The 24,776-nt window shown below is 67.4% G+C and carries 24 protein-coding genes; 19 read left to right on the top strand and 5 right to left on the bottom strand.

From position 1 onward, the window contains the following. Positions 1-7: 7 nt before the first annotated feature. The 6 genes from groL to D5S08_RS11560 all read left to right on the top strand — a co-directional run bounded on the left by groL (position 8) and on the right by D5S08_RS11560 (position 5,232). Positions 8-1,648 carry a chaperonin GroEL gene (groL, locus tag D5S08_RS11585; RefSeq protein WP_121118709.1) on the top strand — a complete coding sequence of 547 codons (1,641 nt, stop codon included), beginning with the start codon at positions 8-10 and terminating at the stop codon, positions 1,646-1,648. 341 nt (positions 1,649-1,989) lie between these two features. After that, entirely contained in the window at positions 1,990-2,499 is a 510-nt protein-coding gene (locus D5S08_RS11580; RefSeq protein WP_121118707.1) for an outer membrane protein, read from the top strand. 109 nt (positions 2,500-2,608) lie between these two features. Beyond that, positions 2,609-3,124 (top strand): hypothetical protein, encoded by a 516-nt coding sequence (locus tag D5S08_RS11575; RefSeq protein ID WP_162301968.1) that lies wholly within the window; start codon positions 2,609-2,611, stop codon positions 3,122-3,124. A 10-nt stretch (positions 3,125-3,134) separates the two neighbouring features. Continuing rightward, complete coding sequence (locus tag D5S08_RS11570) at positions 3,135-3,584, top strand: YetF domain-containing protein (RefSeq protein WP_121118703.1); 450 nt, start codon at positions 3,135-3,137, stop codon at positions 3,582-3,584. A 73-nt stretch (positions 3,585-3,657) separates the two neighbouring features. Continuing rightward, on the top strand, positions 3,658-4,065 hold the full coding sequence (locus tag D5S08_RS11565) for a baeRF12 domain-containing protein (RefSeq protein WP_121118701.1): 408 nt from the start codon (positions 3,658-3,660) through the stop codon (positions 4,063-4,065). Positions 4,066-4,194: 129 nt separating this feature from the next. After that, on the top strand, positions 4,195-5,232 hold the full coding sequence (locus tag D5S08_RS11560) for a serine hydrolase (RefSeq protein ID WP_121118699.1): 1,038 nt from the start codon (positions 4,195-4,197) through the stop codon (positions 5,230-5,232). A 75-nt stretch (positions 5,233-5,307) separates the two neighbouring features. Here the strand turns inward: D5S08_RS11560 and D5S08_RS11555 are convergent, their stop codons facing one another. Further along, complete coding sequence (locus tag D5S08_RS11555) at positions 5,308-5,592, bottom strand: hypothetical protein (protein ID WP_121119008.1); 285 nt, start codon at positions 5,590-5,592, stop codon at positions 5,308-5,310. Positions 5,593-5,797: 205 nt separating this feature from the next. Here D5S08_RS11555 and polA point away from each other — a divergent pair, with 205 nt between their 5' ends. From polA to D5S08_RS17355, 6 genes are all read left to right on the top strand, one after another. Beyond that, complete coding sequence (gene polA / locus D5S08_RS11550) at positions 5,798-8,659, top strand: DNA polymerase I (RefSeq protein ID WP_121118697.1); 2,862 nt, start codon at positions 5,798-5,800, stop codon at positions 8,657-8,659. Between the two features lie 66 nt (positions 8,660-8,725). Further along, on the top strand, positions 8,726-9,088 hold the full coding sequence (locus D5S08_RS11545; RefSeq protein ID WP_121118695.1) for a TFIIB-type zinc ribbon-containing protein: 363 nt from the start codon (positions 8,726-8,728) through the stop codon (positions 9,086-9,088). Positions 9,089-9,381: 293 nt separating this feature from the next. Next, positions 9,382-10,068 carry a GDSL-type esterase/lipase family protein gene (locus D5S08_RS11540; protein ID WP_241557370.1) on the top strand — a complete coding sequence of 229 codons (687 nt, stop codon included), beginning with the start codon at positions 9,382-9,384 and terminating at the stop codon, positions 10,066-10,068. A 20-nt stretch (positions 10,069-10,088) separates the two neighbouring features. Beyond that, positions 10,089-11,339, top strand: a complete 1,251-nt coding sequence (locus tag D5S08_RS11535; protein WP_241557369.1) for an ROK family transcriptional regulator — start codon at positions 10,089-10,091, stop codon at positions 11,337-11,339. A 77-nt stretch (positions 11,340-11,416) separates the two neighbouring features. Beyond that, complete coding sequence (locus tag D5S08_RS11530) at positions 11,417-12,370, top strand: ROK family protein (protein WP_121118689.1); 954 nt, start codon at positions 11,417-11,419, stop codon at positions 12,368-12,370. Between the two features lie 52 nt (positions 12,371-12,422). Then, positions 12,423-12,557 (top strand): hypothetical protein, encoded by a 135-nt coding sequence (locus D5S08_RS17355; RefSeq protein ID WP_277750416.1) that lies wholly within the window; start codon positions 12,423-12,425, stop codon positions 12,555-12,557. Positions 12,558-12,560: 3 nt separating this feature from the next. On the opposite strand, the gene D5S08_RS11525 is transcribed toward D5S08_RS17355, so the two are convergent. Continuing rightward, the gene (locus tag D5S08_RS11525) at positions 12,561-13,904 is read right to left on the bottom strand and encodes a glycoside hydrolase 5 family protein (RefSeq protein ID WP_121118687.1); all 1,344 of its coding nucleotides are present in this window, start codon (positions 13,902-13,904) and stop codon (positions 12,561-12,563) included. A 21-nt stretch (positions 13,905-13,925) separates the two neighbouring features. Next, a complete protein-coding gene (locus D5S08_RS11520) occupies positions 13,926-14,867 on the bottom strand; it encodes a GDSL-type esterase/lipase family protein (RefSeq protein WP_121118685.1) in 942 nt (313 codons plus the stop codon). Between D5S08_RS11520 and D5S08_RS16460 the strand changes: the two genes are divergently transcribed. The 4 genes from D5S08_RS16460 to D5S08_RS11505 are packed head-to-tail and all read left to right on the top strand — an operon-like array spanning position 14,867 to position 19,510. Next, a complete protein-coding gene (locus D5S08_RS16460) occupies positions 14,867-15,205 on the top strand; it encodes a hypothetical protein (protein ID WP_126665545.1) in 339 nt (112 codons plus the stop codon). The genes D5S08_RS11520 and D5S08_RS16460 overlap by 1 nt on opposite strands. Before the next feature lie 39 nt (positions 15,206-15,244). Continuing rightward, a complete protein-coding gene (locus tag D5S08_RS11515) occupies positions 15,245-16,759 on the top strand; it encodes a tryptophan halogenase family protein (RefSeq protein WP_121118683.1) in 1,515 nt (504 codons plus the stop codon). Then, complete coding sequence (locus tag D5S08_RS11510) at positions 16,749-17,999, top strand: tryptophan 7-halogenase (protein WP_121118681.1); 1,251 nt, start codon at positions 16,749-16,751, stop codon at positions 17,997-17,999. Before D5S08_RS11515 ends, D5S08_RS11510 begins: the two co-directional genes overlap by 11 nt. Then, a complete protein-coding gene (locus D5S08_RS11505) occupies positions 17,996-19,510 on the top strand; it encodes a tryptophan halogenase family protein (protein ID WP_338322977.1) in 1,515 nt (504 codons plus the stop codon). The genes D5S08_RS11510 and D5S08_RS11505 overlap by 4 nt, the downstream gene beginning before the upstream one ends. 9 nt (positions 19,511-19,519) lie before the next feature. On the opposite strand, the gene D5S08_RS11500 is transcribed toward D5S08_RS11505, so the two are convergent. Next, a complete protein-coding gene (locus tag D5S08_RS11500) occupies positions 19,520-21,826 on the bottom strand; it encodes a CDC48 family AAA ATPase (RefSeq protein ID WP_121118679.1) in 2,307 nt (768 codons plus the stop codon). A 410-nt stretch (positions 21,827-22,236) separates the two neighbouring features. On the opposite strand from D5S08_RS11500, the gene D5S08_RS11495 reads away from it, so the two are divergent. The 3 genes from D5S08_RS11495 to D5S08_RS11485 are packed head-to-tail and all read left to right on the top strand — an operon-like array spanning position 22,237 to position 24,113. Beyond that, a complete protein-coding gene (locus D5S08_RS11495; protein ID WP_121119004.1) occupies positions 22,237-22,944 on the top strand; it encodes a CoA transferase subunit A in 708 nt (235 codons plus the stop codon). Continuing rightward, positions 22,944-23,582, top strand: coding sequence for a CoA transferase subunit B (locus tag D5S08_RS11490; RefSeq protein ID WP_121118677.1), 639 nt, complete (start codon positions 22,944-22,946; stop codon positions 23,580-23,582). The genes D5S08_RS11495 and D5S08_RS11490 overlap by 1 nt, the downstream gene beginning before the upstream one ends. 9 nt (positions 23,583-23,591) lie before the next feature. Further along, positions 23,592-24,113 (top strand): GNAT family N-acetyltransferase, encoded by a 522-nt coding sequence (locus tag D5S08_RS11485; RefSeq protein ID WP_241557368.1) that lies wholly within the window; start codon positions 23,592-23,594, stop codon positions 24,111-24,113. A 39-nt stretch (positions 24,114-24,152) separates the two neighbouring features. On the opposite strand, the gene D5S08_RS11480 is transcribed toward D5S08_RS11485, so the two are convergent. Continuing rightward, the coding region (locus D5S08_RS11480; RefSeq protein ID WP_145963208.1) for a UTP--glucose-1-phosphate uridylyltransferase at positions 24,153-24,776 on the bottom strand (624 nt) is incomplete at its 5' end.

Genomic DNA, 24,776 nt, shown 5'->3' with positions numbered 1-24,776 from the left:
TACCACAATGGCTGCCAAGGACGTAAAGTTCGGCCGCGATGCGCGTGAGCGCATCCTGAAGGGCGTCGACACGCTCGCCAATGCCGTCAAGGTCACGCTGGGTCCCAAGGGCCGCAACGTCGTGATCGACAAGAGCTTCGGCGCACCGCGCATCACCAAGGACGGCGTCACCGTCGCCAAGGAGATCGAGCTCAAGGACAAGTACGAGAACATGGGCGCGCAGATGCTGCGCGAGGTCGCCAGCAAGGCGAACGACAAGGCCGGTGACGGCACCACCACCGCGACCGTGCTGGCCCAGGCCATCGTGCGCGAAGGCATGAAGTCGGTTGCCGCCGGCATGAACCCGATGGACCTGAAGCGCGGCATCGACATCGCCGTGACCAAGGTGGTCGAGAACCTGCAGGCGCGGTCCAAGGCCGTGACCGGTTCGTCCGAGATCGCCCAGGTCGGCATCATCTCCGCCAATGGCGACCGTGAAGTCGGCGAGAAGATCGCCGAAGCCATGGAAAAGGTCGGCAAGGAAGGCGTGATCACCGTGGAAGAGGCCAAGGGCCTCGAATTCGAGCTGGATGTCGTGGAAGGCATGCAGTTCGACCGCGGCTACCTGTCGCCCTACTTCGTCACCAATGCCGAGAAGATGGTGGTGGAGCTGGATAACCCGTATATCCTGATCCACGAGAAGAAGCTGTCCAGCCTGCAGGCCATGCTGCCGATCCTGGAAGCCGTGGTGCAGAGCGGCCGTCCGCTGCTGATCATCGCCGAGGATATCGAGGGCGAGGCGCTGGCCACCCTGGTGGTCAACAAGCTGCGTGGCGGCCTGAAGATCGCTGCCGTGAAGGCGCCGGGCTTCGGCGACCGTCGCAAGGCGATGCTGCAGGACATCTCCATCCTGACCGCCGGCGAAATGATTTCCGAGGATCTCGGCATCAAGCTGGAAACCGTCACGCTGGGCATGCTGGGCCAGGCCAAGCGCGTCACCATCGACAAGGACAACACCACCATCGTCGACGGTGCGGGTGAGGCCGAGCAGATCAAGGGCCGGGTCGAGCAGATCCGCGCGCAGATCGAGACGACCACGTCCGACTACGACCGCGAGAAGCTGCAGGAGCGGCTGGCCAAGCTGGCCGGCGGCGTTGCCGTGATCAAGGTCGGCGGTGCGACCGAGGTCGAGGTGAAGGAACGCAAGGATCGCGTGGACGATGCGCTGCACGCCACCCGCGCTGCTGTCGAAGAAGGCATCGTCCCCGGCGGCGGCACGGCCCTGCTGTATGCCACGAAGGCCCTGGAAGGCCTGACCGGCGCCAATGACGACCAGACCCGCGGCATCGACATCATCCGCAAGGCGATCTTCGCCCCGGTGCGTCAGATCGCGGAGAATGCCGGCCATGACGGCGCGGTCGTTTCAGGCAACCTGCTGCGCGAAGGCGACGAGACCCAGGGCTTCAACGCCGCGACCGACACGTACGAGAACCTGGTCCAGGCCGGCGTGATCGACCCGACCAAGGTCGTGCGCACCGCCCTGCAGGATGCCTCCTCGGTGGCTGGCCTGCTGATCACGACGGAAGCCGCGATCAGCGAGCTGCCGGAAGACAAGCCTGCCATGCCGGCGATGCCGGGCGGCGGCGGCATGGGCGGCATGGACTTCTAAGTCCGCGCCACTCGCGTCAGCGATCGAACAGGGGCCGGGGGAGCGATCCTCCGGCCCCTTTTTCGTGTGCATCGGGCATGCGAGTGCCCGCCGCGTGATCATACTGTCATAAAAATGCAACACGCCCGGTGAACTTTGTGAGCGGGCGCTCACTATCTTTGACATCGGACCCTGCGATCCTAAATGAACCTCACGCTCTGTGATGCGAAGGGCGAGTTCCAACCACTCCATGGTTGCGATCAAGCAGGAGGAAGTATGTCGAAACTACATGGTTCCTGGCATCAAACACGAACGCACGGCGACTACTGAGCCGAAGCGCCATAATAAAAATGGATGATTGTATGAAGACTGTGATTTTCGCAGCGATTGCTGCTGCCGCCGCTCTGTCCACCCCCGCTTTTGCCCAGGATGCCGCGCCGTTCACCGGCCCGCGTGCTGGCGTCACCGCAGGTTTTGACAAGGTCCAGGGCGAAGAAGGCTTCAGCTACGGCGTGACTGCGGGCTACGACCTCGCCCTTGCTGATCGCGTGACCTTCGGGCCGGAAGTCTCCTTCGGTGACTCCACCGCTGATGGCGGGAACTTCGACGCCAGCCGTGATCTCGCCGCTTCGGCCCGTCTCGGCTATGTCGTGACCCCTCGCGTCCTGGCCTTCGGCAAGGTCGGCTATGCTTCCACCCGCTTCGAAAACGCCGGTGCGGATGCCACGCTGGAAGGCGTCCGCTATGGCGGCGGCCTGGAATTCTCGGTGACGCCGAACACCTATGTTTCGGCCGAATACCAGCGCACCGAATACGAAGCCGGGTTCGGCGGTCGTGACGCCGGCGTCGTTGGCTTCGGCGTTCGCTTCTGATCCACCGGATCAGGCAAGGAAGCAGTCCCTGGGCTGCCTCCAGCGCGAGAGATCGGGGTCGGGGCCATGCCCTGGCCCCTTTTTCATGCCCTGCACGTTAGGCGTGTTGATGGCGTCAGATGCTCAACCTTGCGGCACCGCTTCGCTGGAGATCGACACCGACCCTTCTTTCCAGAAGCGATGGTGGCAGGTGGAACGCGCCGCCTGGCTGCTGATGGGGGCGCTGTTGATCGCCGCTCTATGCGGTTTGACCGGTGCGGGCGGCCCGCTGTCCCGAGGGCAAGTGCGGGCGGGCGGCGCGGTGATCGACTATCCCCGTATCGCCCGCTGGCAATCCGCGGAGGAAGCGACCATCCGGTTCGCGCCTGGCGCAACCGGACGGGTTGACGTCCTCCTGTCCGCCCGCTTCGCAGAGGCCTTCGATGTGGAGGGGGTGCAACCCCAACCCGCCACAACCGCCAGCACTGCCGAGGGGCTTCGATTTACCTTCGAACTGGGCGGCGGGTCAGGCGTCAGGACCGCCAGCCTGTCGCTCCGCCCCAGCCAGCCCGCTTTGCCCGACCGGGACACTGTGCGTGTTGGAGAGGCTCCGCCAGCAACAGTCCATTTCGTGATTCTGCCATAGGAGACGCACGGTGGATTCGGTGATACGCGGCGCGGCCATCTACGTTATCCTGCTGGTAATCGTGCGCGTATCCGGCCGCCGGACCTTGGCCCAGGCGACGCCGTTCGATTTCGTGCTGTTATTGATCGTCGCGGAAACCACGCAGCAGGCGCTGTTGGGAGACGATTTTTCCATCACGAATGCCGTTGTGCTGATCGTCACGTTGTTCGCGCTGGATATCGCCCTGTCCTACATGAAGCGTTGGTTTCCGCGGCTGGCAGTTGCAATCGATGGCAAGCCGACGCTGCTGGTCCACGATGGCAGGATTGATCGCCATGCGATGCACAAGGCCCGCATGGACGAAGGCGACCTGATGGTGGCCGCGCGCGAGCAGCACGGGCTGGAACGGCTGGCGGACATCAAGCACGCAGTGCTGGAGGCGAATGCAGGCGTGACGATCATTCCGCGCGATCACCGCTGATCGTCTGACTGTCGGCACCGCCAGCCCGGTCGGCCGTTGATGTCACTGATTACAGAAAAGGAGACAACGCCTTATGAAGATCCCGCACAACGCCCACGTCGCGCTGGTCGACGGCAACCGCTTCCTGGTGCTGCGCAACAAGGGCCAGATGTTCGAGCCAAGCCTGGAGCTGGTGGCCGAACCGGATCTGGAGGTGACCAATTTCAGCGCCGGCATCCGCAACCAGGAACCCTCTGCGCCAGGCAACGCGTCCACCAACCTGAACGAACTGGCCCATGGCGCGGCCGCCGCCGAATGGCTGAACGGCAAGGCCAAGGCGGGCGAGATCGAGCAGCTCGTGGTGGTGGCCGATCCCAAGACACTGGGCGAGATGCGCCGGCACTATCATGTGGAACTGAAGGACCGTCTGGCCGGCGAACTGGCCAAGGCGCTTACAGGTGAGCCGATCCCCACGATCGAGAAGGTGCTCGCCGCCGCCTGACCGGTGCCGTTTGGCTGCTTGGTTCCCCCGCCTGCCGCAGCTGCAAACCCGACCAACGCGCCCTGATTTGCAAGAATCGGATGATATGGTTAGGCTTTCAGCAATCTGGCAGGCTTTATTGGGGGATCCATGCAGATCGGGACTCTTGCACGCACCACCCTCGCTGCCGCTCTGGCCCTGGCCGGGCTGGCGGGCAGCGGGGCTGCGGCGCGCGACGCGGCACCGGAAGGCGCCGTCCAGCTGGAAGCAGCATTCGACACCGCCTTCGGCACCGAAATCCGCGCACCGCGCGATTACTCCGCCAGCTATGAAGGCCTGCTGCAGCAGCAGATCGCCAACATGGCCGATGGCGGCCGGGGCCGGATTGGCCTGTTCGCCGTCGATCTCGCCTCCGGCGAGGAGATTGCCGTGCTGGGCGACCAGCGGTTCCCGATGGCCTCCACCAGCAAGATCGCCATCGCCGCCACCTTCATGGAAGGGGTGGAACGGGGCCGGTGGAGCCTGTCGAGCGAGTTCCCGCTGATGCTGCCCGTCGCCAGCCGGCCATTCTCCAGCGCTGTCGCCCCGGTGCGCGCGGGCGAGCATCTGAGCGCCCGGCAACTGATCGAGCTGATGATCACCCGCAGCTCCAACCCGGCCACCGATGCGCTGCTGAAGGCTGTCGGCGGCCCGGCGGCGGTGAATGACTGGGTGCACCGCGCCGGCATCCGCGAATTCAACCTGTCTCGCGATATCGCCACCTTGGTGCGCGACGATGGCGAGATCGATCCCGCCGCCAGCATCGACACGCGGGACAGCGCCACCCCGCGCGCGATGGTGGAACTGCTCGCCGGGTTGCATCAGGGCCGCTGGCTGTCGGACTCCAGCCGGCAGGTGATCCTGGGGGCGATGGAGCGCTGCCGCACTGGCACCCGCCGCATGCGGGCATTGCTGCCGACCGGCGTAACCGTAGCGCACAAGACCGGCACGCTGAACAATACCGCCAGCGATATCGGCTTCATCAAGGCGCCTGACGGTCGCACGATCGCGGTGGCCATCTACGTCACCGGTCAGGGCGGGCGGCCGGCGCGCGATGCCAAGATCGCCAATCTGGCGCGGGCGATCTATGACGGTTATTCGCAGCAGGGCACGCTGGCATCGCGCCAGCTGGTCAACGCCCAGTACTGATCGCGAACCGTTTCCACGAAAAAGGGGCGCCCGGCTGATGCCCGGCGCCCCTTCTCATTTCCGCGATGCGAAAAATCAGTCGCGAGCGGCTTCTTCGACCGACTCGTCCTGCACGTCGGCTTCGACGCGGTTGCCGGCCTCGTCCGTGGCTTCGCCAGCCGCATCGACCGCGCCGCTGATCTCGGCACCGGCCTCGTTCACCGCGCCGCTGACGGATTCACCGGCGGCTTCGGCATTGGCTTCGACGTCGTTGGCAGCGCCTTCAACGGCAGCGCCGGCAGCATCTTCGGTGCTTTCCGAGCAGGCGGCGAGCGACAGGGCGGAACCGGCAATGGCGGCGGCGAGAATGATCTTGCGCATGTTGGGCATCCTTGATCTGCGAATAACAATATGCCGCCAACGCGCGGCACACGAAATCCGCCATCCGGCGGCGAACTTCGGGAGTAACAATAAGCAGCCTATGGCAGCGGCACAACTGAATTGTGGCAAAAAGGTGGCGGCACCCTGCCCCATTCCCCGCCACAAACCGGCTGACCCCTTGCTCCGGCCTTGCTAACAGGCGGCCATGGCGGACAAGCAGCATCTCTATCTGGTCGACGGATCGGCCTATATCTTCCGGGCCTATCACCGGCTGCCGCCGCTGACCAACCCGGCCGGCACCCCGGTGGGCGCGGTTTATGGCTACACCACCATGCTGTGGAAGCTGGCGGAAGATTTGAACAAGGCGGACGGTCCCACGCACCTGGCGGTGATCCTGGACAAGGCCAGTCATTCCTTCCGCAACGACCTGTATGCCGAATACAAGGCCAACCGGCCTGAACCGCCGGAGGATCTGCGCCCGCAATTCCCGCTGATCCGCGATGCGACCCGTGCCTTCTCCCTGCCCTGCATCGAGGAAGCCGGATTGGAGGCGGACGACCTGATCGCGTCCTACGCCAGAGCCGCGACCCGCCGGGGCTGGGACGTGACCATCGTGTCGAGCGACAAGGATCTGATGCAGCTGGTCGGCCAGTGCGCCCAGCCCGATGATGGCTGCGAAGGCGGCTGCATCGATATGCTGGACACGATGAAGAACCAGCGGATCGACGTGCCCGAGGTGGTCGAGAAGTTCGGTGTGGTTCCCGAACTGGTGGGCGACGTGCTGGCGCTGATGGGCGATTCGGTGGACAATGTGCCCGGCATCTTCGGCATTGGGCCCAAGACCGCCAGCAAGCTGATCCAGGATCACGGATCGCTGACGGCGGCGCTGGATGCGGCGCCGCAGATGAAGGCGGGCAAGCTGCGCGAGCGGCTGATCGAAGGCCGCGAAATGGCGGAACTCAGCCGCGTGCTGGTGCAGCTGAAGGAGGATTGCGATCTGCCCATGCCGCTGGACGAGTTCAGGCTGGACGGTGTTCCGCCCGAACCGCTGGCCGCCTTCCTGTCCGAACATGGCTTCACCAGCTTGCTGAAGCGGCTGGATGGCGGGCGCGGATCGCCCGACCGCGCCACCAACCTCAACCCAGCCAAGCTGCAGGCAACTGCCCCCGCCGCCGCGCCGTCACAGGGCAACAGCCAGCCGCTGCCCGACCTGCCGCCGGTGGATCGCAGCGCCTATGAATGCGTGCAGACGGCCGAACGGCTGCAGCACTGGGTGGAACGCGCCTTTGCCGCGCGGCTGGTGGCGATCGATACGGAGACCAGCGCGCTCGACGCCATGCAGGCGGAGCTGTCGGGCATCTCCATGGCGCTCGGCGCCAATGATGCCTGCTACATCCCGCTGGGCCATGGCGGCACTGACATGTTCTCCGAACGGCCGGAGCAGGTCGACCGGCATGTCGCCTATGATCTGCTGCGCCCGTTGCTGGAAAGCGATGCCGTGCTGAAGGTCGGGCAGAACATCAAATACGACATCAACATCCTGTCGCGCTGCGCCAACATCGCTCTGGCGCCGGTCGATGACACGATGATCATCAGCTTCGCGCTGGATGCCGGCCGCTCGCTGGACGGGATCGGCGGCGGCCATGGGATGGATGAGCTGGCGCAGCGGCACCTGACTCACGCCACGCTGACCTTCAAGGACATCTGCGGCACCGGCAAGAAGGCGATCCCCTTCGGTCAGGTGCCGCTGGACCGCGCGACCGAATATGCGGCGGAGGATGCGGACGTTACCTGGCGCCTGCACCGGCACCTGAAGCCGCGCCTGGCAACTGAGGGCGGGACGCGCGTCTATGAGCGGGTGGACCGGCCGCTGATCCCGGTGGTCGCCGCCATGGAACGACACGGGATCCGCGTGGACCGGCAGGCGCTGGCCGGCCTGTCCGAGAAGTTCGCCGGCGAGATCGCCCGGATCGAGGGCGAGATCTTCGAGAATGCCGGGCAAAGCTTCACCATCGGCAGCCCCAAGCAGCTGGGCGACATCCTGTTCGACAAGCTGGGATACAAGGGCGGACGCAAGGGCAAGAGCGGGCAGTATTCCACCGATCAGGCCGTGCTGGAAAAGCTCGCCGCCGATGGTGCCACCCTGCCGCGCATGATCCTGGAATGGCGCCACCTGTCCAAGTTGAAGACCACCTACACCGATGCGCTACAGGCCGCGATCGATCCCCATACCGGCCGCGTCCACACCAGCTACAGCCTGGTGGGGGCGCAGACCGGGCGGTTGTCCTCCACCGATCCCAACCTGCAGAACATTCCCATTCGCACCGCCATCGGCCGGCAGATCCGCGAGGCTTTCGTGGCGGAGCCGGGCAATGTGTTGGTCGCGGCCGACTATTCGCAGATCGAGCTGCGGCTGGCCGCCCACATGGCCGACGTGCCCCCGCTGAAGGAGGCCTTTGCCGCCGGGCAGGACATTCACAGCCGCACGGCGGAGGAGATGTTCGGCACGGTGGATCGCGACACGCGTGCGCGAGCCAAGACGATCAACTTCGCCATCCTGTACGGCATCAGCCGCTGGGGCCTGGCGGGCCGGCTGGAAATCGAGGCGGACGAGGCGCAGGCCATGATCGACCGCTATTTCGAACGCTTCCCCGGCATTCAGCGCTACATCGTGCAGACGCTGGAACAGGTGCGGGAGCGCGGCTATTCCGAAACGCTGTTCGGCCGCAAGACCTGGTTCCCGCGCATCAATTCCAAGGCGATCAACGAACGCCAGGGCAGCGAACGCGCCGCGATCAACGCGCCGATCCAAGGCACCAGCGCCGACATCATCAAGCGGGCCATGGTCCGCATGCGACCGGCGCTGGCCGAAGCCGGCCTGCCGCACGCACGCATGCTGCTGCAGGTGCATGACGAATTGGTGTTCGAGATGCCGGAGGGCGACGTCGATGCTGCCCGTCCGGTGATCGAGCGGGTGATGGCGGAGGCGGCGATGCCGGCGGTGGAGCTCAGCGTGCCGCTCGCGATCGACATCGGTCACGGCCTCAGCTGGGATGCCGCGCACTGACGCCCGGCCCTAGCGGACGCAGGCCGGCGTCCCCAGATCGGACGCGCGACACCACAGGAGATCATCATGCGTACCCCCGAAGCCGTTGCCGGTATGCAATGCCCGGTCTGCCACGTCGGCTTGGCCATGTCCGACCGGCAGGGCATCGAGATCGACTATTGCCCGCAATGCCGCGGCGTGTGGCTGGACCGGGGCGAGCTCGACAAGATCATCGAGCGCAGCATGCCCGCCGAAGCGCCGCCGGCAGCGCAGCCGGCGCCGCAACCGACCCCATCCTCCTACCCGCAGCAGGGCGCCAGCCCCTGGGGTCAGGGCCAGCAGCGCGAGCCCTATCGCGACGACCGCGGCGGGCATTACCAGCACGGCCATGACCAGCGTCATGGCAAGCCGAAGCGCAAGAAGAGCTTCTTCGAGGAACTGTTCGACTGACGGCTCAGCCCGGATCGGTGGAGCAGGCGAAACGTCGGAGCTGACGGGGCGGGGGTTGGCGCTATCGGGTGCGGAACTCGATGTCGCACCATGGCGAGCCGGTCTGTGCAAAGAAGCGGCTGCGCGCCGGACCTGCCATTGCCGGGGCGCGCGCGTCGTCCCATGGTCGCGCTTCGTACCGCACCGATCGGGATACTTGAACGCGCATGGCCTTCTCCTCCACGCTCCTGCTTCTGCCGCTGGCAGCCCAGGCGACGACTCCGCCACCTGCGCCTCGACCGGCACCAGCGGAGATGCCCGCACCTGCGCGTGATCCGGCGGATGAACGGCTGCACACCGACTGGGCGTGGATCGCCCGTTACGCACAGGCCAATGCCCAGCTGCCCGCGCCGGACGAGGCGGTGCCGCGGGTGGTGTTCATGGGCGATTCCATCACCGAAGGCTGGGTGGACAAGCTGCCCGGCTTCTTCGCGGGCGGCGACCGGATCGGCCGCGGCATCAGCGGTCAGACCACGCCGCAGATGCTGGTGCGCTTCCGGCATGATGTAATCGCGCTGCGGCCGGCGGCCGTCCACATCCTGGCCGGCACGAACGACATCGCCGGCAATACGGGGCCGATGAGTGCCGCCGACACGCAGGCCATGATCCGGAGCATGGTGGAACTGGCGCGGGCGAACGGCATCGCCGTGATCCTGGGCGCGATCCCGCCGGCGGACCAGTATCCCTGGCGCCCCGGTCTCGACACCGGGGCCAGCATCCGCGACCTGAATGTGTGGCTGGAAGCCTATGCGCGCCAGAGCGGCATTACCTATGCCGATTACTGGAACGCCATGCGTCAGGATGGCGGACTGGGAATGCGCGACGGCCTGTCCTACGATCATGTGCACCCGACAGAGGCCGGCTACGCCGCCATGGCCGCCGTGGCGGAGCCCGCCATTGCCGAGGCGCTGGCGCGGGCCGCGGCCGGGGCCGGCGCGTGAGGCGGGGCATGGATCCGCACATGACCGGCCCCGCCTCTTCCGCACAGGGCATGGCGGAGGACACGCGCGAGGCACCGGTTCGCGGCGCCCGGCTGGCACGCGGCCTGTCCGGCACCAATCTGGTGCGGGCGGGCGACTATAACCAGCGCACCGTGTTGCAGGCCATCCGGCTGAAGACCGAAACCACCCGGGTCGCGCTGGCGGCGGAAACCGGGCTGACCCCGGCCACCATCGCCAACATCACCAACCGGCTGATCGATATCGGCCTGGTGCGCACCACGGGCCGGGTGCAGGGCGGGCGCGGGCAGCCGCCGCTACGCCTGCAGGTCGACCCCGATGGCGCATTCGGCATTGGGCTGAACATCGATCGGGATCACCTGACGCTGGTGGTGCTGGACCTGACAGGCGAGGTGCGGGCCCGCCGCATGCGTGACGTCGCCTACCCCATGCCGGCCGACGTGGTGGCCTTTGTGCGCGAGAACATGGCGGAGCTGCAGTCGGAAGCCGGCTTCGGTCCGGCGGCCGTGTTGGGCGTGGGCGTCGCCATGCCGGATGATCTGGGCCGCATCGCCTTGCCCGGCCAGCCCGCCGGCTATGCCGTGTGGAGCGATGTCGACCTGCCTGCCCTGCTGGCGGCGGAGCTGCCGTGGGACATCCATGTGGACAATGACGCGGCTGCTGCGGCGCTGGGAGAGGCGCAGAACGGCACCGCTTTCGACACACCGACCTTCTTCTACCTGCTGATCGCCGCGGGCCTGGGTGGCGGGCCGGTGATCGACCGCACCTATCATCGTGGGGCCAATGCCCGCAGCGGAGAGCTGGGCCTGATGCCCGACCCCACCGCCGGGCGGCCCGGTGCGCTGGTCCAGGATACCGTGTCCTTGTCCGCGCTCAACCAGCGGCTGGCAGAGGCCGGCTTCCCCGATCTGCCACGATCGGAGATGAACGGCACCGATCCCGCGATCGCTACAGTGGTGGACCAGTGGATCGCCGATGCCGCCCGCTCGCTGACGGCGCCGCTGGTGGCGGTGCAGTGCCTGATCGATCCGGACGCCGTACTGCTGGGCGGGCGATTGCCCATGCCGCTGATGCGCCGCCTGGCGGAGGCGCTGGACAACGTGCTGGCAAACATCCCCCTGCCCGCCCGCACCCCGGTGCTGACCGCCTCCATGGCGGAGGATGCGCCGGCGATCGGCGCGGCCATGCTGCCCTTCCTGGATCACCTGCTGCCATCCGACGCGATCCTGATGCAGGCCGGACGGCCCCGGTAATAAAACAACTCTTTTCGTTTATTGGCGAACATGGCTAAGGTGCCCTCGCGCATCGTGAATGCGCGGGGGAGAACACTTTGCATCAAACGACGACCCGTGCAGCGCCGCTCGCGCTTGGTATCGATTTTGGCGGCACCAAGATCGAGGCGAATGTGCTCGACACCGCAGGCAGTGTGCTGTGGCGGAACCGCGTGCCCAATCCGGGCGAGTACCACCTTGCGATCGCAAGCATCGTCGATCTGGTCGGGGCGGCGGAGCAGGCGCTGGGCACGCGATGCACCATCGGCATCGGCACGCCGGGATCGCCTTCGCCCCGCACCGGTCTCATGCGCAACTCCAATTCACTTTACCTGAACGGCAAGCCTTTCGGCCGTGATCTGCAAGAGGCGCTGGGCCGCCCGATCCGCCTGGCGAACGATGCCAATTGCCTTGCCCTGTCAGAAGCGTTCGACGGCGCGGCAGCAGGGGCGAGTTCCACCTTCGGGCTGATCATCGGCACCGGGGTCGGCAGCGGCGTGGTGCTGGATGGCGCGGTGCTGGACGGCGCGCACGGCATCGCCGGCGAGATCGGCCACCTGCCGGTGCCATGGCCGCGCGGGGCGGAGATCAATGCACCGCAATGCTGGTGCGGCCTCGCCGGCTGCTGCGAGACATGGATTTCCGGCACGGGTTTCGCCCGCGCCTACGAGGCGGCGAATGGGCGGGCGCTGAGTGCCCCGCAGATCGTGGCCGCCGCGCGTGAGGGTGAGCCGGCGGCGGTGCAGGCGCTGACGGACTACATCGACCGGCTGGGCCGGGTGCTGGCGCTGATAGCCAACCTGCTGGACCCTGAGGTGATGGTCCTGGGCGGCGGCATGTCCAACGTGGCCGAGCTGTACCCCGCCTTGCCCGAGATCGTGCGTCGCCATGCCTTTTCCGATCTGTGGGACGGGCGCATCGTGCCGGCGCGCTGGGGTGATGCCTCCGGCGTGCGCGGCGCCGCGCGGTTGTGGGCGGGCGCCGCGCAGGCGGAGCAGCACGCGGCAGGTTGAGGAACGCGGGGCAAGGGAGAGGCGATGCCTTTGTGGGGATGTGCCGGGGCCGATGGACTACACGCCCGGCGATGTCCGCAACACGGCGCCGGCGGATTTCACGGTGCAGAGCACGCTGCCGAACGTCCAGACTACCCGCGCCCGCGGACTGGCGATCGACCGCTGGCTGAACGACGCCGCGCCGTAGCGATCAGGCCGGCACGCGCCTGATCGCGGCGGCGTGGTCGGCGATCAGGCGGATGGTGCTGTCGCCGGTGAAGATGCCGTACCAGCCCTGCGGCTCGTGCGGGGGATCGCCCATATATTGCCGGTCGCCCTCGCGGAAGCGATGGTCGGGATGGGCGGCGCGCACCTCCCCGTTCCAGGCCCAGAAATTGGTGCCGACGATCGGGCCGCCCTGGTCCATGCTCTGCAGCGTGGCGGCGTAGATCTGGCGGTAGAAGCGGTCCTTGTAGCTGGTCGGGGCCGCGGGATCGTTGCTGCCGCCGTCGCGGGGATAGCCGAATTCTTCGATCACCATCGGCTTGTCCAGCTGCCGCGCCAAAGCAACGTGCTGGGTGATGTATTCCGCCACCTGCGCTTCTCCGCGGGCATAGGTGCCGGGCAGGTCGTTCTGGTCCACCCAGGTCCAGTTGTTGGGCCAGATATGCACCGTCAGATAGTCGATCGCATCGGGTTGGTGCGTCGCCAAGGCGATGTCGGGCTGCTCCAGCGAGCCTTTCAGCCCTTCGCTGCCGGTGGAGACCAGGTGATTGGCGTCGAGCGACTTGATGAAGCGCGCCGTGCCCTCCACCCAGTCCTGGAATTGCGGCAGGTCGGCATGGGCCATGTCACCCGAAGGGCGCGGCTCGTTGGCCAGCTGCCAGCTCATGATGGTGGGATCCTCGGCATAGCGTACGCCCGTCACGCTGTTGGTGCGCGTCACCACTGTGCGGATCCAGTCGCGATACAGCGCCTGCGCCTCCGCACTGGCATAGAACTGCGCGTTCATGTTGGCGAAGGAAGGCCAGGGATGCGCCGGATCGTTCATGTCGAGATAGCGCCCGCCATTCACATAGCTGAGATAGGTCATCATCCCGCCCGACCATTCCCAGAAATTGGTCAGCGCCAACACGCCGCGCATGCCGCGCTGCGCCATCTCCGCCAGTGCGAAGTCCAGCCCGCCCAGCAGCGCCTTGTTGTAGGCGCTGCCCGCGTCGCGGAAGCCGGGCTTGATCGAATTGTTGAGCGGGCCTTCCTCGCCCGAGGCCATGATGCGCAGATTGGTGACGCCCATCGCCTGCAACGTGTCCAGCTCCCGCCGCAACCGCGCCCGGTCGCCATAGGACGCATCGGCGCCCAGCCATGCGGCATACCAGACATTGGCGCCCACGAAGCGGTACGGCTCCGCCCCGATCATCAGCCGCATGCCGTCGCGCCGCACGAACTCTGCCGGGCCGGAGCCGCCGGCGGCCAGCCGCGGCGTCGCGGCGGTGCAGCCGGCCAGCAGGGCGCTGCCGGCCAGGAAGGCGCGTCGGTGGATGGTCTGCGTCATGGATGCGCTTCCTTCATGGTGTCACCGATCTCGATCGGGCCAGATGGCCGGTTGCCGCTCGACATGGGCGGCGATGGCGGCGGCGATCGCCTGATCGTCGGTCAGATCGGGATGATGATGGCATGCCGCAAAGCCCAGCCCGGTCACCGGCACGAAGCCGATCCGCTGCTCCCCGGCGGCCTGCAACGCGGCCACCGCCGCCTGCGCCTGCCGCGCCACCTCCCCGCCGGCGATGTCCGTCGCCCAGACCAGCAGATAGGCATCGGGATGTCGGGCGCGCAGCTGCTGCAGGAAGCGGCCATAAGTGGCGCGATAATCCGCCTGCAGCGCCGTGCGATCCGCCCATGGCTCACCGTCGTGCAGCGCCGTGGAGAAATCATTCGTACCCAGCGATATCGCGATCAGCTGCGGGTGCCACCCGGCGTCCGTCGCCGGCACCTCCCCGTCGAACAGCGCGAATGGCCAGGCCTGCGGCAAGGTCGGGGCGGCGAAGCCGTCATAGTTGCGCACCACGCCGCGACCGGAGATCGCGTTCACCGCCACATCCGCGCCGAAACGGGCGGCAATGTTGCCGGCGATCCCGGCAAAGGTGTCGGTGGTGGCGGCTACCTCCGCCTCCGTGCAGTCCCGCGTGGTGGACAGGTTCGCATAGCCGACCGTGTGCGAGTCGCCGATCAGCTCGATCTGCCGCATGCGCCGGCTCACAGGCAGGGGCCGGGTACCGGCAGGCGCCAGGAAGCCGCCGAACCCGGTGGGCGCGGCCTGCGTCTCGCCCACGACCTGCACGCGCAGATGGTGCGTTCCCGGTGCCAGCCCGTCGACCCGCCACAAGCCGGCTGCGGGATCGTCGAGCCGGACAGTGGGTTGGCCATCCACCGACACCCGCGCGGCAGTCTGCCCGGGACCCAGCCGGAACAGCAGGCCGGGCCATCGAAGCGGGTCTCCCAATAGGTGCCGGGCCATTGCCGCAGCATCGTGCCGCCGGCTTCGTCGGCCACGACCCGGCCTATGGTGACGGCCGGGATCGGCTGCGCCGGGCCGGCGTCGCTGACCGGAGCGACGGTCTGCGCAACGGTGGGCGCGATGCCGGCGAGGGCGCACCCGATCAGTCCTGCCATGATGGTGGCGGTCACCGCGTCGCGGCCCGGGCACAGCGTGATCATGATGCCTCCCAACATCGACGGTCGTTCCACCGTTTTCCTGATCGATCACTTGCCAGCGGCGCCGCGCCGTCCAACAAGCCGGACGCCAGTATCAAGCAGGCCAGTCAAGGTCGCAACCGCAGAAGGGAAATTGATTAATCGTCCGCTTGCGGGAATGTTGGCGCGGGAGACAGGACAATGGCGGCAAGGCCAAGGACAAGAACGATCGTGCTGGGTGGCGGCACCGCCGGCTGGATGTGCGCGGCCGCCCTGGCGCGCCTGCTGCCGGGGGATACAAGCGTCACGCTGATCGAGTCCGAGGATATCGGGATCGTCGGAGTGGGCGAAGCGACCCTGCCGCATTTGCGGGCGTTCATCGAACGGCTGGGCATCGCCGAGGCGGATTTCCTGCAGGAGACCTCCGCCACCTACAAGCTGGGGATCGAGTTTCGCGATTTCGGCCGCATCGGCGACAGCTACATCCACCCATTCGGCGCCTTCGGCGCCCCCATCGGCGATGTCGGGTTCCACCATTATTGGCTCAGCGCGCAGGAGGCAGGCAGCACGGGGCCGATCGAACGCTACAGCCTGCCCTGCCGCGCCGCCCGTGCGCAGCGCTTTGCCCATCCGCCGGCGGCGGACCAGCTGGACGCGGAGCATGCCGGCTACGGCTATGCCTACCAGTTCGATGCCACGCGCTTCGCCCCCATGCTGCGCCGCCGGGCGGTGGCGGATGGCGCGCGGCGGATCGAGGGGCGCGTGACGGAGGTGCTGCGCCACCCTGAAACCGGCGATGTGCGCGCGTTGAGGCTGGCGGACGGGCGGGAGGTGGAAGGCGACCTGTTCATCGACTGCTCCGGCTTTCGCGCCCTGCTGATCGGCGAGATGGAGGGCGCCGGGTGGGAAGACTGGTCCCGCTGGCTGCCCTGCGACCGGGCGGTGGCCATGCCCTGCACCGCTCCGGATGGTCCGATCGAACCCTTCACGCAGGCCCAGGCGATGCCGGCAGGCTGGCGCTGGCGCATTCCGCTGCAGCACCGGATCGGCAATGGCTATGTCTATAGCAGCGCGGCGATCACGGATGATGCGGCGGCGGATGCGCTGCTGACCGCGTTCGAGGGCGAGGCTCTGGCCGATCCGCGAATCCTCCGCTTCCGGGCCGGCCGGCGGCGGCAGAGCTGGGTCGGCAATGTGGTGTCCGTCGGCCTCGCCAGCGGGTTCCTGGAGCCGCTGGAATCGACCAGCATCCACCTGGCGCAGATGGCGATCACCAATCTGGTGGAGCTGTTCCCCCATGGTCGCCCCGATCCGCGCGACATCGCCGAATTCAACCGGCTGGTGGACGGGGAATATGATCGGGTGCGCGATTTCCTGATCCTGCATTATCACGCCACGCAGCGGGACGACTCGCCGTTCTGGAACCACCTGCGCACCATGGAGGTGCCGGACAGCCTGGCCGAGAAGCTGGAACTCTGGCGTGGTGCCGGGCGGGTGGCGCAATACGAACATGGCCTGTTCCGCGAACCCAGCTGGATCGCGGTCTACCTGGGGCAGAACATCCTGCCGCGCCGCTGCGACCCGCGCGCGGCGGCCATCCCGGCGGAGCGGATCACCGGCGCCATGGCTGCGCTGGACCGTGACATCAGCGCGCGAGTAGCAGCAATGCCGGATCACCGCACCGCGCTGGCGAAGGAGCTGGCCGATGCAGCCTGACTGGCCTCGAATCATCGTGTGCGGCGGCGGCACCGCCGCGCTGCTGGCCGCCGCGCTGCTTGGGCGGCTGCTGCCGGCGGGCCATGTGACGCTGGTCGAGACACCGCCTGCGCCCGACGCAGCAGAACATTGCACGCGGCTGTGGCCCGATGCACAGGCCCTGCATGGCCGGATCGGCCTGACGGAAGCACTGCTGCAGCGCCATGCCGGTGCCACCCTCCTCGCAGCCGAAAGCTTCGGGGGATGGCCGGCGCCGCGACCGTGGCTGCTGCCAGCTGATGCCGAGTGGGCCGGGCATGCGGCGCTGCAGGCCTGGCTGCGCACACCGGAGGTGCCGGTGGCGGAATGGCTGCAGGCACGCGCGCCGCACGGATCGGCAGCGCTGCGGATCGACCCGGTCGGCTACCGCGCGCTGCTCGCCCGGCTGGTCGCCAGCCTTCCCGTGCGGCGTCTGTCGGCCGAGACGATCGGGGTGGAGCGGGCGGCGGACGGCACCGTGGCGGCGCTGCTGTGCGCAGGCGAACGGCTCGTCAGCGACTGGATCGTGGATGCGACCGGCCCCGCCGCGCTGATCGCCACTGCCATTGGCGCAACAGAGCGTGCGATCGAACAGCCGACAGTAGCGCTGGCGTCAGGTGGATTCGGCGCGGCTGGTTCGGGACCGGTCGATCATTGGCAGGCGACGCCCGAAAGCTGGACGCTGACCCTGGGGGATGCATCGTCGCCGCAGCTGCGTGGACTGGCCGCATCGGATGCATTTTTGCAATGCCTGACCCTTCCCATCCGCCGGCGCGATCCGTGGACCGGCAATGTGCTGGCGCTGGGAAGTGCCTCCTTCACGCCTGACCCACTGACCCGCATGGACCTGTTGCTGGTGCACAGCGCGCTGCTGCGCCTCGCCGCTAACCTGCCCGGCCGCCGCGTGCTGCCGGCAGAGCAGGCCGAGCTTGCCCGGCATGTGCTGCTGGAACAGGATTCCGCGCGCGACTACGCCCTGTGCCTGGCGCAGATCGCCCGCCCCGGCCCGTTCTGGACGCGCGCGACCAGCTTGCCCCGCTCTGCCGAACTGGAGAATCTGCGCGATCAGCTAGACCGCCGTGGCCGCCTGCCGACGAGGGAGGACAGCGCGATCCCGCATGGCCAGTGGCGGGTGCTGCTGGCCGCGATGGGGCACCATCCCGCTCGCCCCGACGCGCTGGCCCGCAACGATGCGCAGCGCGTCATGGGGGCGGGCCGGTGAGCGGCAATCCCGGCCCGGTCCGCAACCTTGTCATCGTGGGCGGCGGCACCGCCGGCTGGATGATGGCCGCCGCCGCCGCGCGCTTCCTGAATGACGGGCAGCGCCGCATCACGCTGGTCGAATCCGATGCGATCGGCACGGTCGGCGTGGGCGAGGCGACCATTCCCCCAATCCTGAACTTCAACGCCATGCTCGGCATCGACGAGGCGGAGTTCCTGGCCGCCACGCAGGGCAGCTTCAAGCTGGGCATCGAGTTCGTTGGCTGGGGAGCGCCGGGCGAGCGGTACCTGCATCCCTTCGGCACCTATGGCCGCGACCTGCATGGCGTGGCGTTCCACCAGATCTGGCGCAAGCTGCAGGGCCGGCCCGATGTAGGCCCGTATGGCGACTACGCCATGGCGGCCGCTGCCGCCGCTGGCGCGCGCTTCGCCCATCCTGTGGCCGACGCCCGCGATCCGCTGTCGCAGCTTGCCTATGCCTACCACTTCGATGCCGGCCTCTATGCCCGCTTCCTGCGCCGCTATGCCGAGGCGCATGGGGTCACGCGGATCGAAGGGCAGATCGCCACAGTGCTGCAGGCGGATGGGCTGGTCACGGCCGTGCAGCTGCAGGACGGGCGCCAGGTCGCGGGCGACCTGTTCATCGACTGCTCGGGTTTCCGCAGCCTGCTGCTGGGCGAGGCACTGGCGGTGCCGTTCACCGACTGGTCGCACTGGCTGCCCTGCGACCGTGCCTGGGCCGTGCCGTGCGGGCGGGTCGATCCGCTGCTGCCCTATACCCGCGCCACCGCGCAGGTGGCTGGCTGGCAATGGCGCATCCCGCTGCGCCACCGCACCGGCAACGGGCATGTCTATTCCTCCGCCCACATGAGTGATCAGGCCGCGTTGGAGCTGCTGCAGGCGGGCCTTGACGCACAGCGGGCGGGCGAGCCGCGCCAGCTGCGTTTCACCGCCGGCCGGCGGGCGGAGCTGTGGCGCGGCAATGTGGTCGCGCTGGGGCTGGCGGGCGGATTCCTGGAGCCGCTGGAATCGACCAGCATCCACCTGATCCAGCATGGCATCCAGCTGCTGTTCGCGCTGTTCCCCGACCGGGGCTTCGCCACGATCGAACGGGCGGAATATAACCGGCTGATGGGCGCGCAGATCGAAGCGATCCGCGACTTCATCATCGCGCATTACCACCTGAACAATCGTGTCGGCGAACCCTTCTGGGACGACCTGCGCCACATGGCCATTCCGGACACGCTGACCGCAAAGCTGGCGCTGTTTCGCAACAAGGGCCAGCTGTTCCGCTATGACGATGACCTGTTCGGCATCCCCAACTGGACCGCGGTGCTGATCGGCCAGGGCGTGATGCCACAAGGCTGGGCCGCACTAGCAGATGGAATGGACGAGGAGCGGCTGCTGGCCATGCTGGCGCAGTACCGGCAGGCCTACGCGCAGCGGGCGGCGGGCCTGCCCGACCATGCCGCCTATCTGCAGCGGATGATCGGACAGGCGCCCGGCGCGTAGCCTCCAAGCCTAGTGCTTGGAGGAGCGGGTGCTTTCCACCATGTCGTCGGTCAGGAAGCCGATCGGCCGCACTTCCATGGCCCGGCGCTTCAGCTCGCCCTGCATCGCCTCGTATTCGCGCTCCATCGCCTCGCTGACGGAGGCCCGGCTTTCCTCCAGCGCGGCGCTGAAATCGGCCGCGGTCACCACGCTGGCATTCTCTCCATCGCGGCGGATGGCGAGCAGGCCGGCACGGCGCACCACGTCCTCCAGATCGGCGCCGGTATAGCGGTCGGTTTGCGCGGCGACGGGGCCGAGGTCCACATCATCCGCCAACGGCATGTTGCGGGTGTGGATCGACAGGATATGCGCGCGTCCCGCCTCGTCCGGCGTGCCGACATAGACCAGTTCATCGAACCGGCCGGGCCGCAGCAGCGCCGGATCGACCAGCGTGGGCCGGTTGGTCGCGCCGATCACCACGATGGAGTTCAGCTCCTCCATCCCGTCCATTTCGGCCAGAATGGTGTTGACCACGCGCGCGGTCACCTGCGGCTCGCCCGCCCCGCTGCCACGTGCGGGCACCAGGCTGTCGATCTCGTCGATGAACACCACGCAGGGCGCCACCTGGCGGGCGCGGGCGAACAGCTTGCTGATCTGCTGCTCGCTCTCGCCATACCATTTGGAGAGAAGGTCAGACGACTTCATGGAGATGAAGTTCGCCTCCGCCTCTTTTGCCACGGCCTTCGCCAGCAACGTCTTGCCGGTGCCCGGAGGACCATAGAGCAAGAAGCCCTTGGCCGGGCGGATGCCCAGTCGGTCGAACGCCTGCGGGTTGCGCAGCGGCAGCTCCACGCCTTCGCGCAGCTTCTCCTGCGCGGTGCCGAGGCCGCCGATGTCGGACCAGCCGACAGTCGGCGCCTGCACCATCACCTCGCGCATGGCGCTCGGCTGCACGCGCTTCAACGCCTCGCGGAAGTCGTTCTTCTCGACCTGCAGGGTCTCCAGCACCTCCGGCGGTACGGTGCGCGCATCCAGGTCGAGCTTGGGCATGATCCGGCGCACCGCCTCGATCGCGGCCTCCCGCGCCAGTGCGGCAAGATCGGCGCCCACGAAGCCGTGGGTCGAGCGGCTGAGTTCGCGCAGGTCCACGCCCTCGCCCAGCGGCATGCCGCGGGTGTGGATGCCCAGGATCTCGCGCCGGCCCTGCTCGTCCGGTACGCCGACGATGATCTCCCGGTCGAACCGGCCGGGACGGCGCAGCGCCTCGTCGATCGCGTCGGGGCGATTGGTGGCGGCGATCACCACGAGGTTGGCGCGCGACTGCAAGCCGTCCATCAGGGTCAGCAGCTGGGCGACCAGCCGCTTCTCCGCCTCGCCCTGCACGTTCTGGCGCTTGGGGGCGATGGAATCGATCTCGTCGATGAAGACGATGGACGGCTGCGCCCGCTCCGCCTGCTCGAACACTTCGCGGAGGCGCTTTTCCGACTCGCCATAGGCGCTGCCCATGATCTCCGGGCCGTTGATGATGAAGAACTCGGCCTCGCTCTCGTTCGCCACCGCCTGCGCCAGCCGGGTCTTGCCGGTGCCTGGCGGCCCGTGCAGCAGCACGCCCTTGGGCGGGTCGACCCCCAGCCGGGTGAACAGTTCAGGATAACGCAGCGGCAGCTCCACCATCTCGCGCAGCTGCTTGATGGTCTCGCCCATCCCGCCGACATCGTCATAATTGACGGTGCCGCGCCCGTCGCGCGGTTCGGCGAATTCGGCGCGCAGCTCCACTTCGGTTTCCGGACCGATGGTGACAATGCCGCGGGGCACGGTGGAGATCACCTGCAGGCGGATCTGCGTCAACGCATAGGCCGGCGTGTTGAACATGCGGCGTACTTCGGCCGGCACGTTCTGCACCGGCTGCTGGCCGTGCGTCGCCACCAGGTCGCCCTGCACCAGCGGCTTGCCCGCAAAGACGCGCTTCAGCGCCTCCGGAGGGCCCTGCAGCCGCATCTGCCGTTGCGCGGGGGCGAACACCACCCGGCTGGCCACGCGAGTCTCGGCACGGCGGACCTGCACATGTTCACCGCCCGCAGTTTCCGCATTGGCGCGCTGCAACCCGTCCAGCCGCACGACGGAAAGCGACTGGTCCTCGTCATATGCCGGAAAAGCCAGCGCGGCGGTGACCCGCTTGCCCTCGATCTCGATCGCGTCGCCTTCGGTAATGCCGAGCGCCTGGAACGCAGAGCGGGGCATGCGGGCGATGCCGCGGCCGCTTTCTTCCTGCCGGGCCGCTGCCACTTGCAGGCGCACAATCTGATCCGCCACGCTTGTCGCTTCCCCGTCCGCCATCCGTCCTGTCCTCCAGCTCAAATCCTGCAGTTCAGCTAGGAAGCGCGCGAGGCGATGGAAAGGGGCCGGGGCGTGTGGGAGACGTACCAAAAAGAAAAGCCCGGCCGTTGCCAGCCGGGCTTGAAAGTTTGGGAGAGGATGCCTGAAAGGCCCGTTCCTTATGCTCGCCGGACCCGGTGCTCGCAAGTGCGAAAGCTGCATGGAAGCTTGCATATATCGCAACAGAGGAGGCGTAAGTTGTTGAAATACAAACACCGGCGGTAAGGCGCTTGCGCAATAAATTCACTGATTGGCGCTTTATTGTTGTGCGGCGCAGCAAGGAAAGCGGCACCGCACGACACCGCGTGACAGGTGCTGCCCGATTGCGTAGCACCTGCCTATAAATTGCACTGGCACGAAGGGGCATGACGATGCGCAAACTCTATCCAGATGCGGGCGCTGCGCTGGACGGCGTGCTGCGGGACGGGATGCTGATTGCGTCCGGCGGCTTCGGCCTGTGCGGCCTGCCCGAACGGCTGCTGGATGCGATTCTCGACAGCGGCGTCACCGGGCTGACCTTCGCCAGCAACAATGCCGGGATCGACAATGAAGGAATCGGCAAGCTGCTGCGCACCAAGCAGGTGCGCAAGATGATCGCCAGCTATGTCGGCGAGAACAAGGAGTTCGAGCGGCAATTCCTGTCCGGCGAGCTGGAGGTGGAGTTCTGCCCGCAAGGCACGCTGGCCGAACGGATGCGCGCTGGCGGCGCGGGCATTCCCGGCTTCTATACCAAAACGGGCGTCGGCACGCAGGTGGCCGAGGGCAAGGAGGTGAAGAGCTTCGACGGGCAGGATTACATCCTGGAACGCGGCATCTTCGCCGACCTGGCGATCGTGAAGGCGTGGCGCGCGGACGAGGCCGGCAATTGCGTGTTCCGCAAGACCGCCCGCAACTTCAACGCCCCGGCCGCTACCTGCGGCAAGGTGTGCGTGGTGGAGGTCGAGGAACTGGTGCCGGTCGGCACGCTCGACCCCGACCAGATCCATCTGCCCGGCATCTATGTGCAGCGCCTGATCCTGGGTGCGCCTTATGACAAGAAGATCGAGTTCACGACGACACGTGAAAGGGAGAGTGTCTGATGGCCTGGACGCGCGACCAGATGGCCGCCCGCGCCGCGCAGGAGCTGGAGGACGGCTTCTACGTCAATCTCGGCATCGGCATTCCCACGCTGGTGGCCAATCACATCCCGGCGGGCGTGGAGGTGACGCTGCAATCGGAAAACGGGATGCTGGGCATCGGCCCGTTCCCTTACCCTGACGAGGTCGATGCCGACCTGATCAATGCCGGCAAGCAGACGATCAGCCAGCTGCCGCACTCCGCCTATTTCGACAGTGCGACCAGCTTCGCCATGATCCGCGGGGGCCATGTCGACGTGGCGGTGTTGGGCGCGATGGAGGTGAGCGAGGCAGGCGACATCGCGAACTGGATGATTCCGGGCAAGATGATCAAGGGCATGGGCGGCGCCATGGACCTGGTGGCCGGGGTCAAGAAGATCATCGTGGTGATGGACCATGCGGCCAAGGACGGCACGCCCAAGTTCATCCCCCGATGCACCCTGCCGCTGACCGGCCGCGACGTGGTCGACATGATCGTGACCGACCTGGCGGTGTTCGCCCGGCCCGATCACGCCAGCCCCTTCCGGCTGGTGGAGCTGGCCCCCGGCGTCAGTGCGGAGGAAATCGCGGCAAAGACGACCGCGCATTATCTGGCGGATTGAGCTTTCTTGGTGCCGAGCGACCCTGCCATCCGGCTGAAGGCGCTCGGCCCGCAGGACCTGCCTGCCGCGCTCGAGATCCAGGCCGGGGCCTACCCGGCCTTCATGGTTGAGGATGCACCGGCCTTCCTCAGCCGCATCACTTTGGCCGCATCATACTGCCTGGCCGCGTGGCGAGGTGGGGAGATGCTCGGCTATCTGCTGGCTCATGGCTGGAAGCGCCAGTCACCGCCGGCCGTGGGAGCAGTTCTGAAGGATGGCACGCCGGGCGAGGTGCTGTACCTCCATGACCTGGCGGTCGCGGCCGCCGGCCGGGATCTGCGGATCGGCCGACAGCTCGTCACCCGCGCCTTTGCCATGGCGGCGCAGGATGGCCTGCGCAGCGCCGAACTGATCGCGGTGGAGGGAGCGGCGGATTACTGGCGCAGGCTCGGCTTTGCAGAACGGGCCGTTGCGGACGATCTGAAAGCCAGGATCATGACCTACGGCTCGCAGGCCCGCTTCATGACAGCCCCGATACCGCCCCAAGGCTGACGCCTGCCCGCACCCTGGACGGGCGCGGGCAGTGTCGCATCACTGCCCCAACAGGCGCTCCGCAATCTGGCGCACTTCGGCACCCATGTCGGGGCGTTCCAGCGCCAGGGCCAGCGTCGCTTCCACGAAGCCGGTCTTGCTGCCGCAATCGAAGCGACGGCCGGCGAAAGTGACAGCGTGGAACGGCTGCTGGCCGATCATCTGCGCCATGGCATCGGTCAGCTGGATCTCGCCGCCGGCGCCCTTGCCCTGCGTTTCCAGGATACGCATCACTTCGGGCTGCAGGATGTAGCGGCCCGAGACGATCTTGTTGGACGGCGCATCGGCCACCTTGGGCTTCTCGACCAGGCCCTTCACCTCGGTCAGCGCGCCGTTCACCGCGCCGGGCGCGATAACGCCGTAGGAGGAGACTTCCTCCTGCGGGACTTCCAGCACGGAGACGAGATTGCCGCCGACCTCGTTATAGGCTTCGACCATCTGCTTGATGCAGCCGGGCTCGCCCACCATCAGTTCGTCCGGCAGCAGGATGGCGAAGGGTTCGTCCCCCACGATCGCGCGGGCGCACCAGATGGCATGACCCAGGCCCATCGGCTCCTGCTGGCGCACGGTGATGAGGTTGCCGGGGGTGAACCGCGTCGGCTCCAGCACGGACAGGTCCTTGCC

The sequence above is a fragment of the Croceibacterium ferulae genome (assembly GCF_003660445.1).
Classification (GTDB): domain Bacteria; phylum Pseudomonadota; class Alphaproteobacteria; order Sphingomonadales; family Sphingomonadaceae; genus Croceibacterium; species Croceibacterium ferulae.
This window is presented reverse-complemented; position numbering and strand designations above follow the sequence as displayed.

Coding starts and splice junctions, on each gene's coding strand:
- polA (WP_121118697.1), top strand. CDS start 5,798: ATGGCGGACAAGCAGCATCTCTATCTGGTCGACGGATCGGCCTATATC.
- D5S08_RS11555 (WP_121119008.1), bottom strand. CDS start 5,592: ATGCGCAAGATCATTCTCGCCGCCGCCATTGCCGGTTCCGCCCTGTCG.
- D5S08_RS11515 (WP_121118683.1), top strand. CDS start 15,245: ATGGCGGCAAGGCCAAGGACAAGAACGATCGTGCTGGGTGGCGGCACC.
- groL (WP_121118709.1), top strand. CDS start 8: ATGGCTGCCAAGGACGTAAAGTTCGGCCGCGATGCGCGTGAGCGCATC.
- D5S08_RS11575 (WP_162301968.1), top strand. CDS start 2,609: ATGGCGTCAGATGCTCAACCTTGCGGCACCGCTTCGCTGGAGATCGAC.
- D5S08_RS11490 (WP_121118677.1), top strand. CDS start 22,944: ATGGCCTGGACGCGCGACCAGATGGCCGCCCGCGCCGCGCAGGAGCTG.
- D5S08_RS11560 (WP_121118699.1), top strand. CDS start 4,195: ATGCAGATCGGGACTCTTGCACGCACCACCCTCGCTGCCGCTCTGGCC.
- D5S08_RS11565 (WP_121118701.1), top strand. CDS start 3,658: ATGAAGATCCCGCACAACGCCCACGTCGCGCTGGTCGACGGCAACCGC.
- D5S08_RS17355 (WP_277750416.1), top strand. CDS start 12,423: ATGGACTACACGCCCGGCGATGTCCGCAACACGGCGCCGGCGGATTTC.
- D5S08_RS11525 (WP_121118687.1), bottom strand. CDS start 13,904: ATGACGCAGACCATCCACCGACGCGCCTTCCTGGCCGGCAGCGCCCTG.
- D5S08_RS11495 (WP_121119004.1), top strand. CDS start 22,237: ATGCGCAAACTCTATCCAGATGCGGGCGCTGCGCTGGACGGCGTGCTG.
- D5S08_RS11540 (WP_241557370.1), top strand. CDS start 9,382: ATGCCCGCACCTGCGCGTGATCCGGCGGATGAACGGCTGCACACCGAC.
- D5S08_RS11535 (WP_241557369.1), top strand. CDS start 10,089: ATGACCGGCCCCGCCTCTTCCGCACAGGGCATGGCGGAGGACACGCGC.
- D5S08_RS11510 (WP_121118681.1), top strand. CDS start 16,749: ATGCAGCCTGACTGGCCTCGAATCATCGTGTGCGGCGGCGGCACCGCC.
- D5S08_RS11500 (WP_121118679.1), bottom strand. CDS start 21,826: ATGGCGGACGGGGAAGCGACAAGCGTGGCGGATCAGATTGTGCGCCTG.
- D5S08_RS11545 (WP_121118695.1), top strand. CDS start 8,726: ATGCGTACCCCCGAAGCCGTTGCCGGTATGCAATGCCCGGTCTGCCAC.
- D5S08_RS11520 (WP_121118685.1), bottom strand. CDS start 14,867: ATGGCCCGGCACCTATTGGGAGACCCGCTTCGATGGCCCGGCCTGCTG.
- D5S08_RS11580 (WP_121118707.1), top strand. CDS start 1,990: ATGAAGACTGTGATTTTCGCAGCGATTGCTGCTGCCGCCGCTCTGTCC.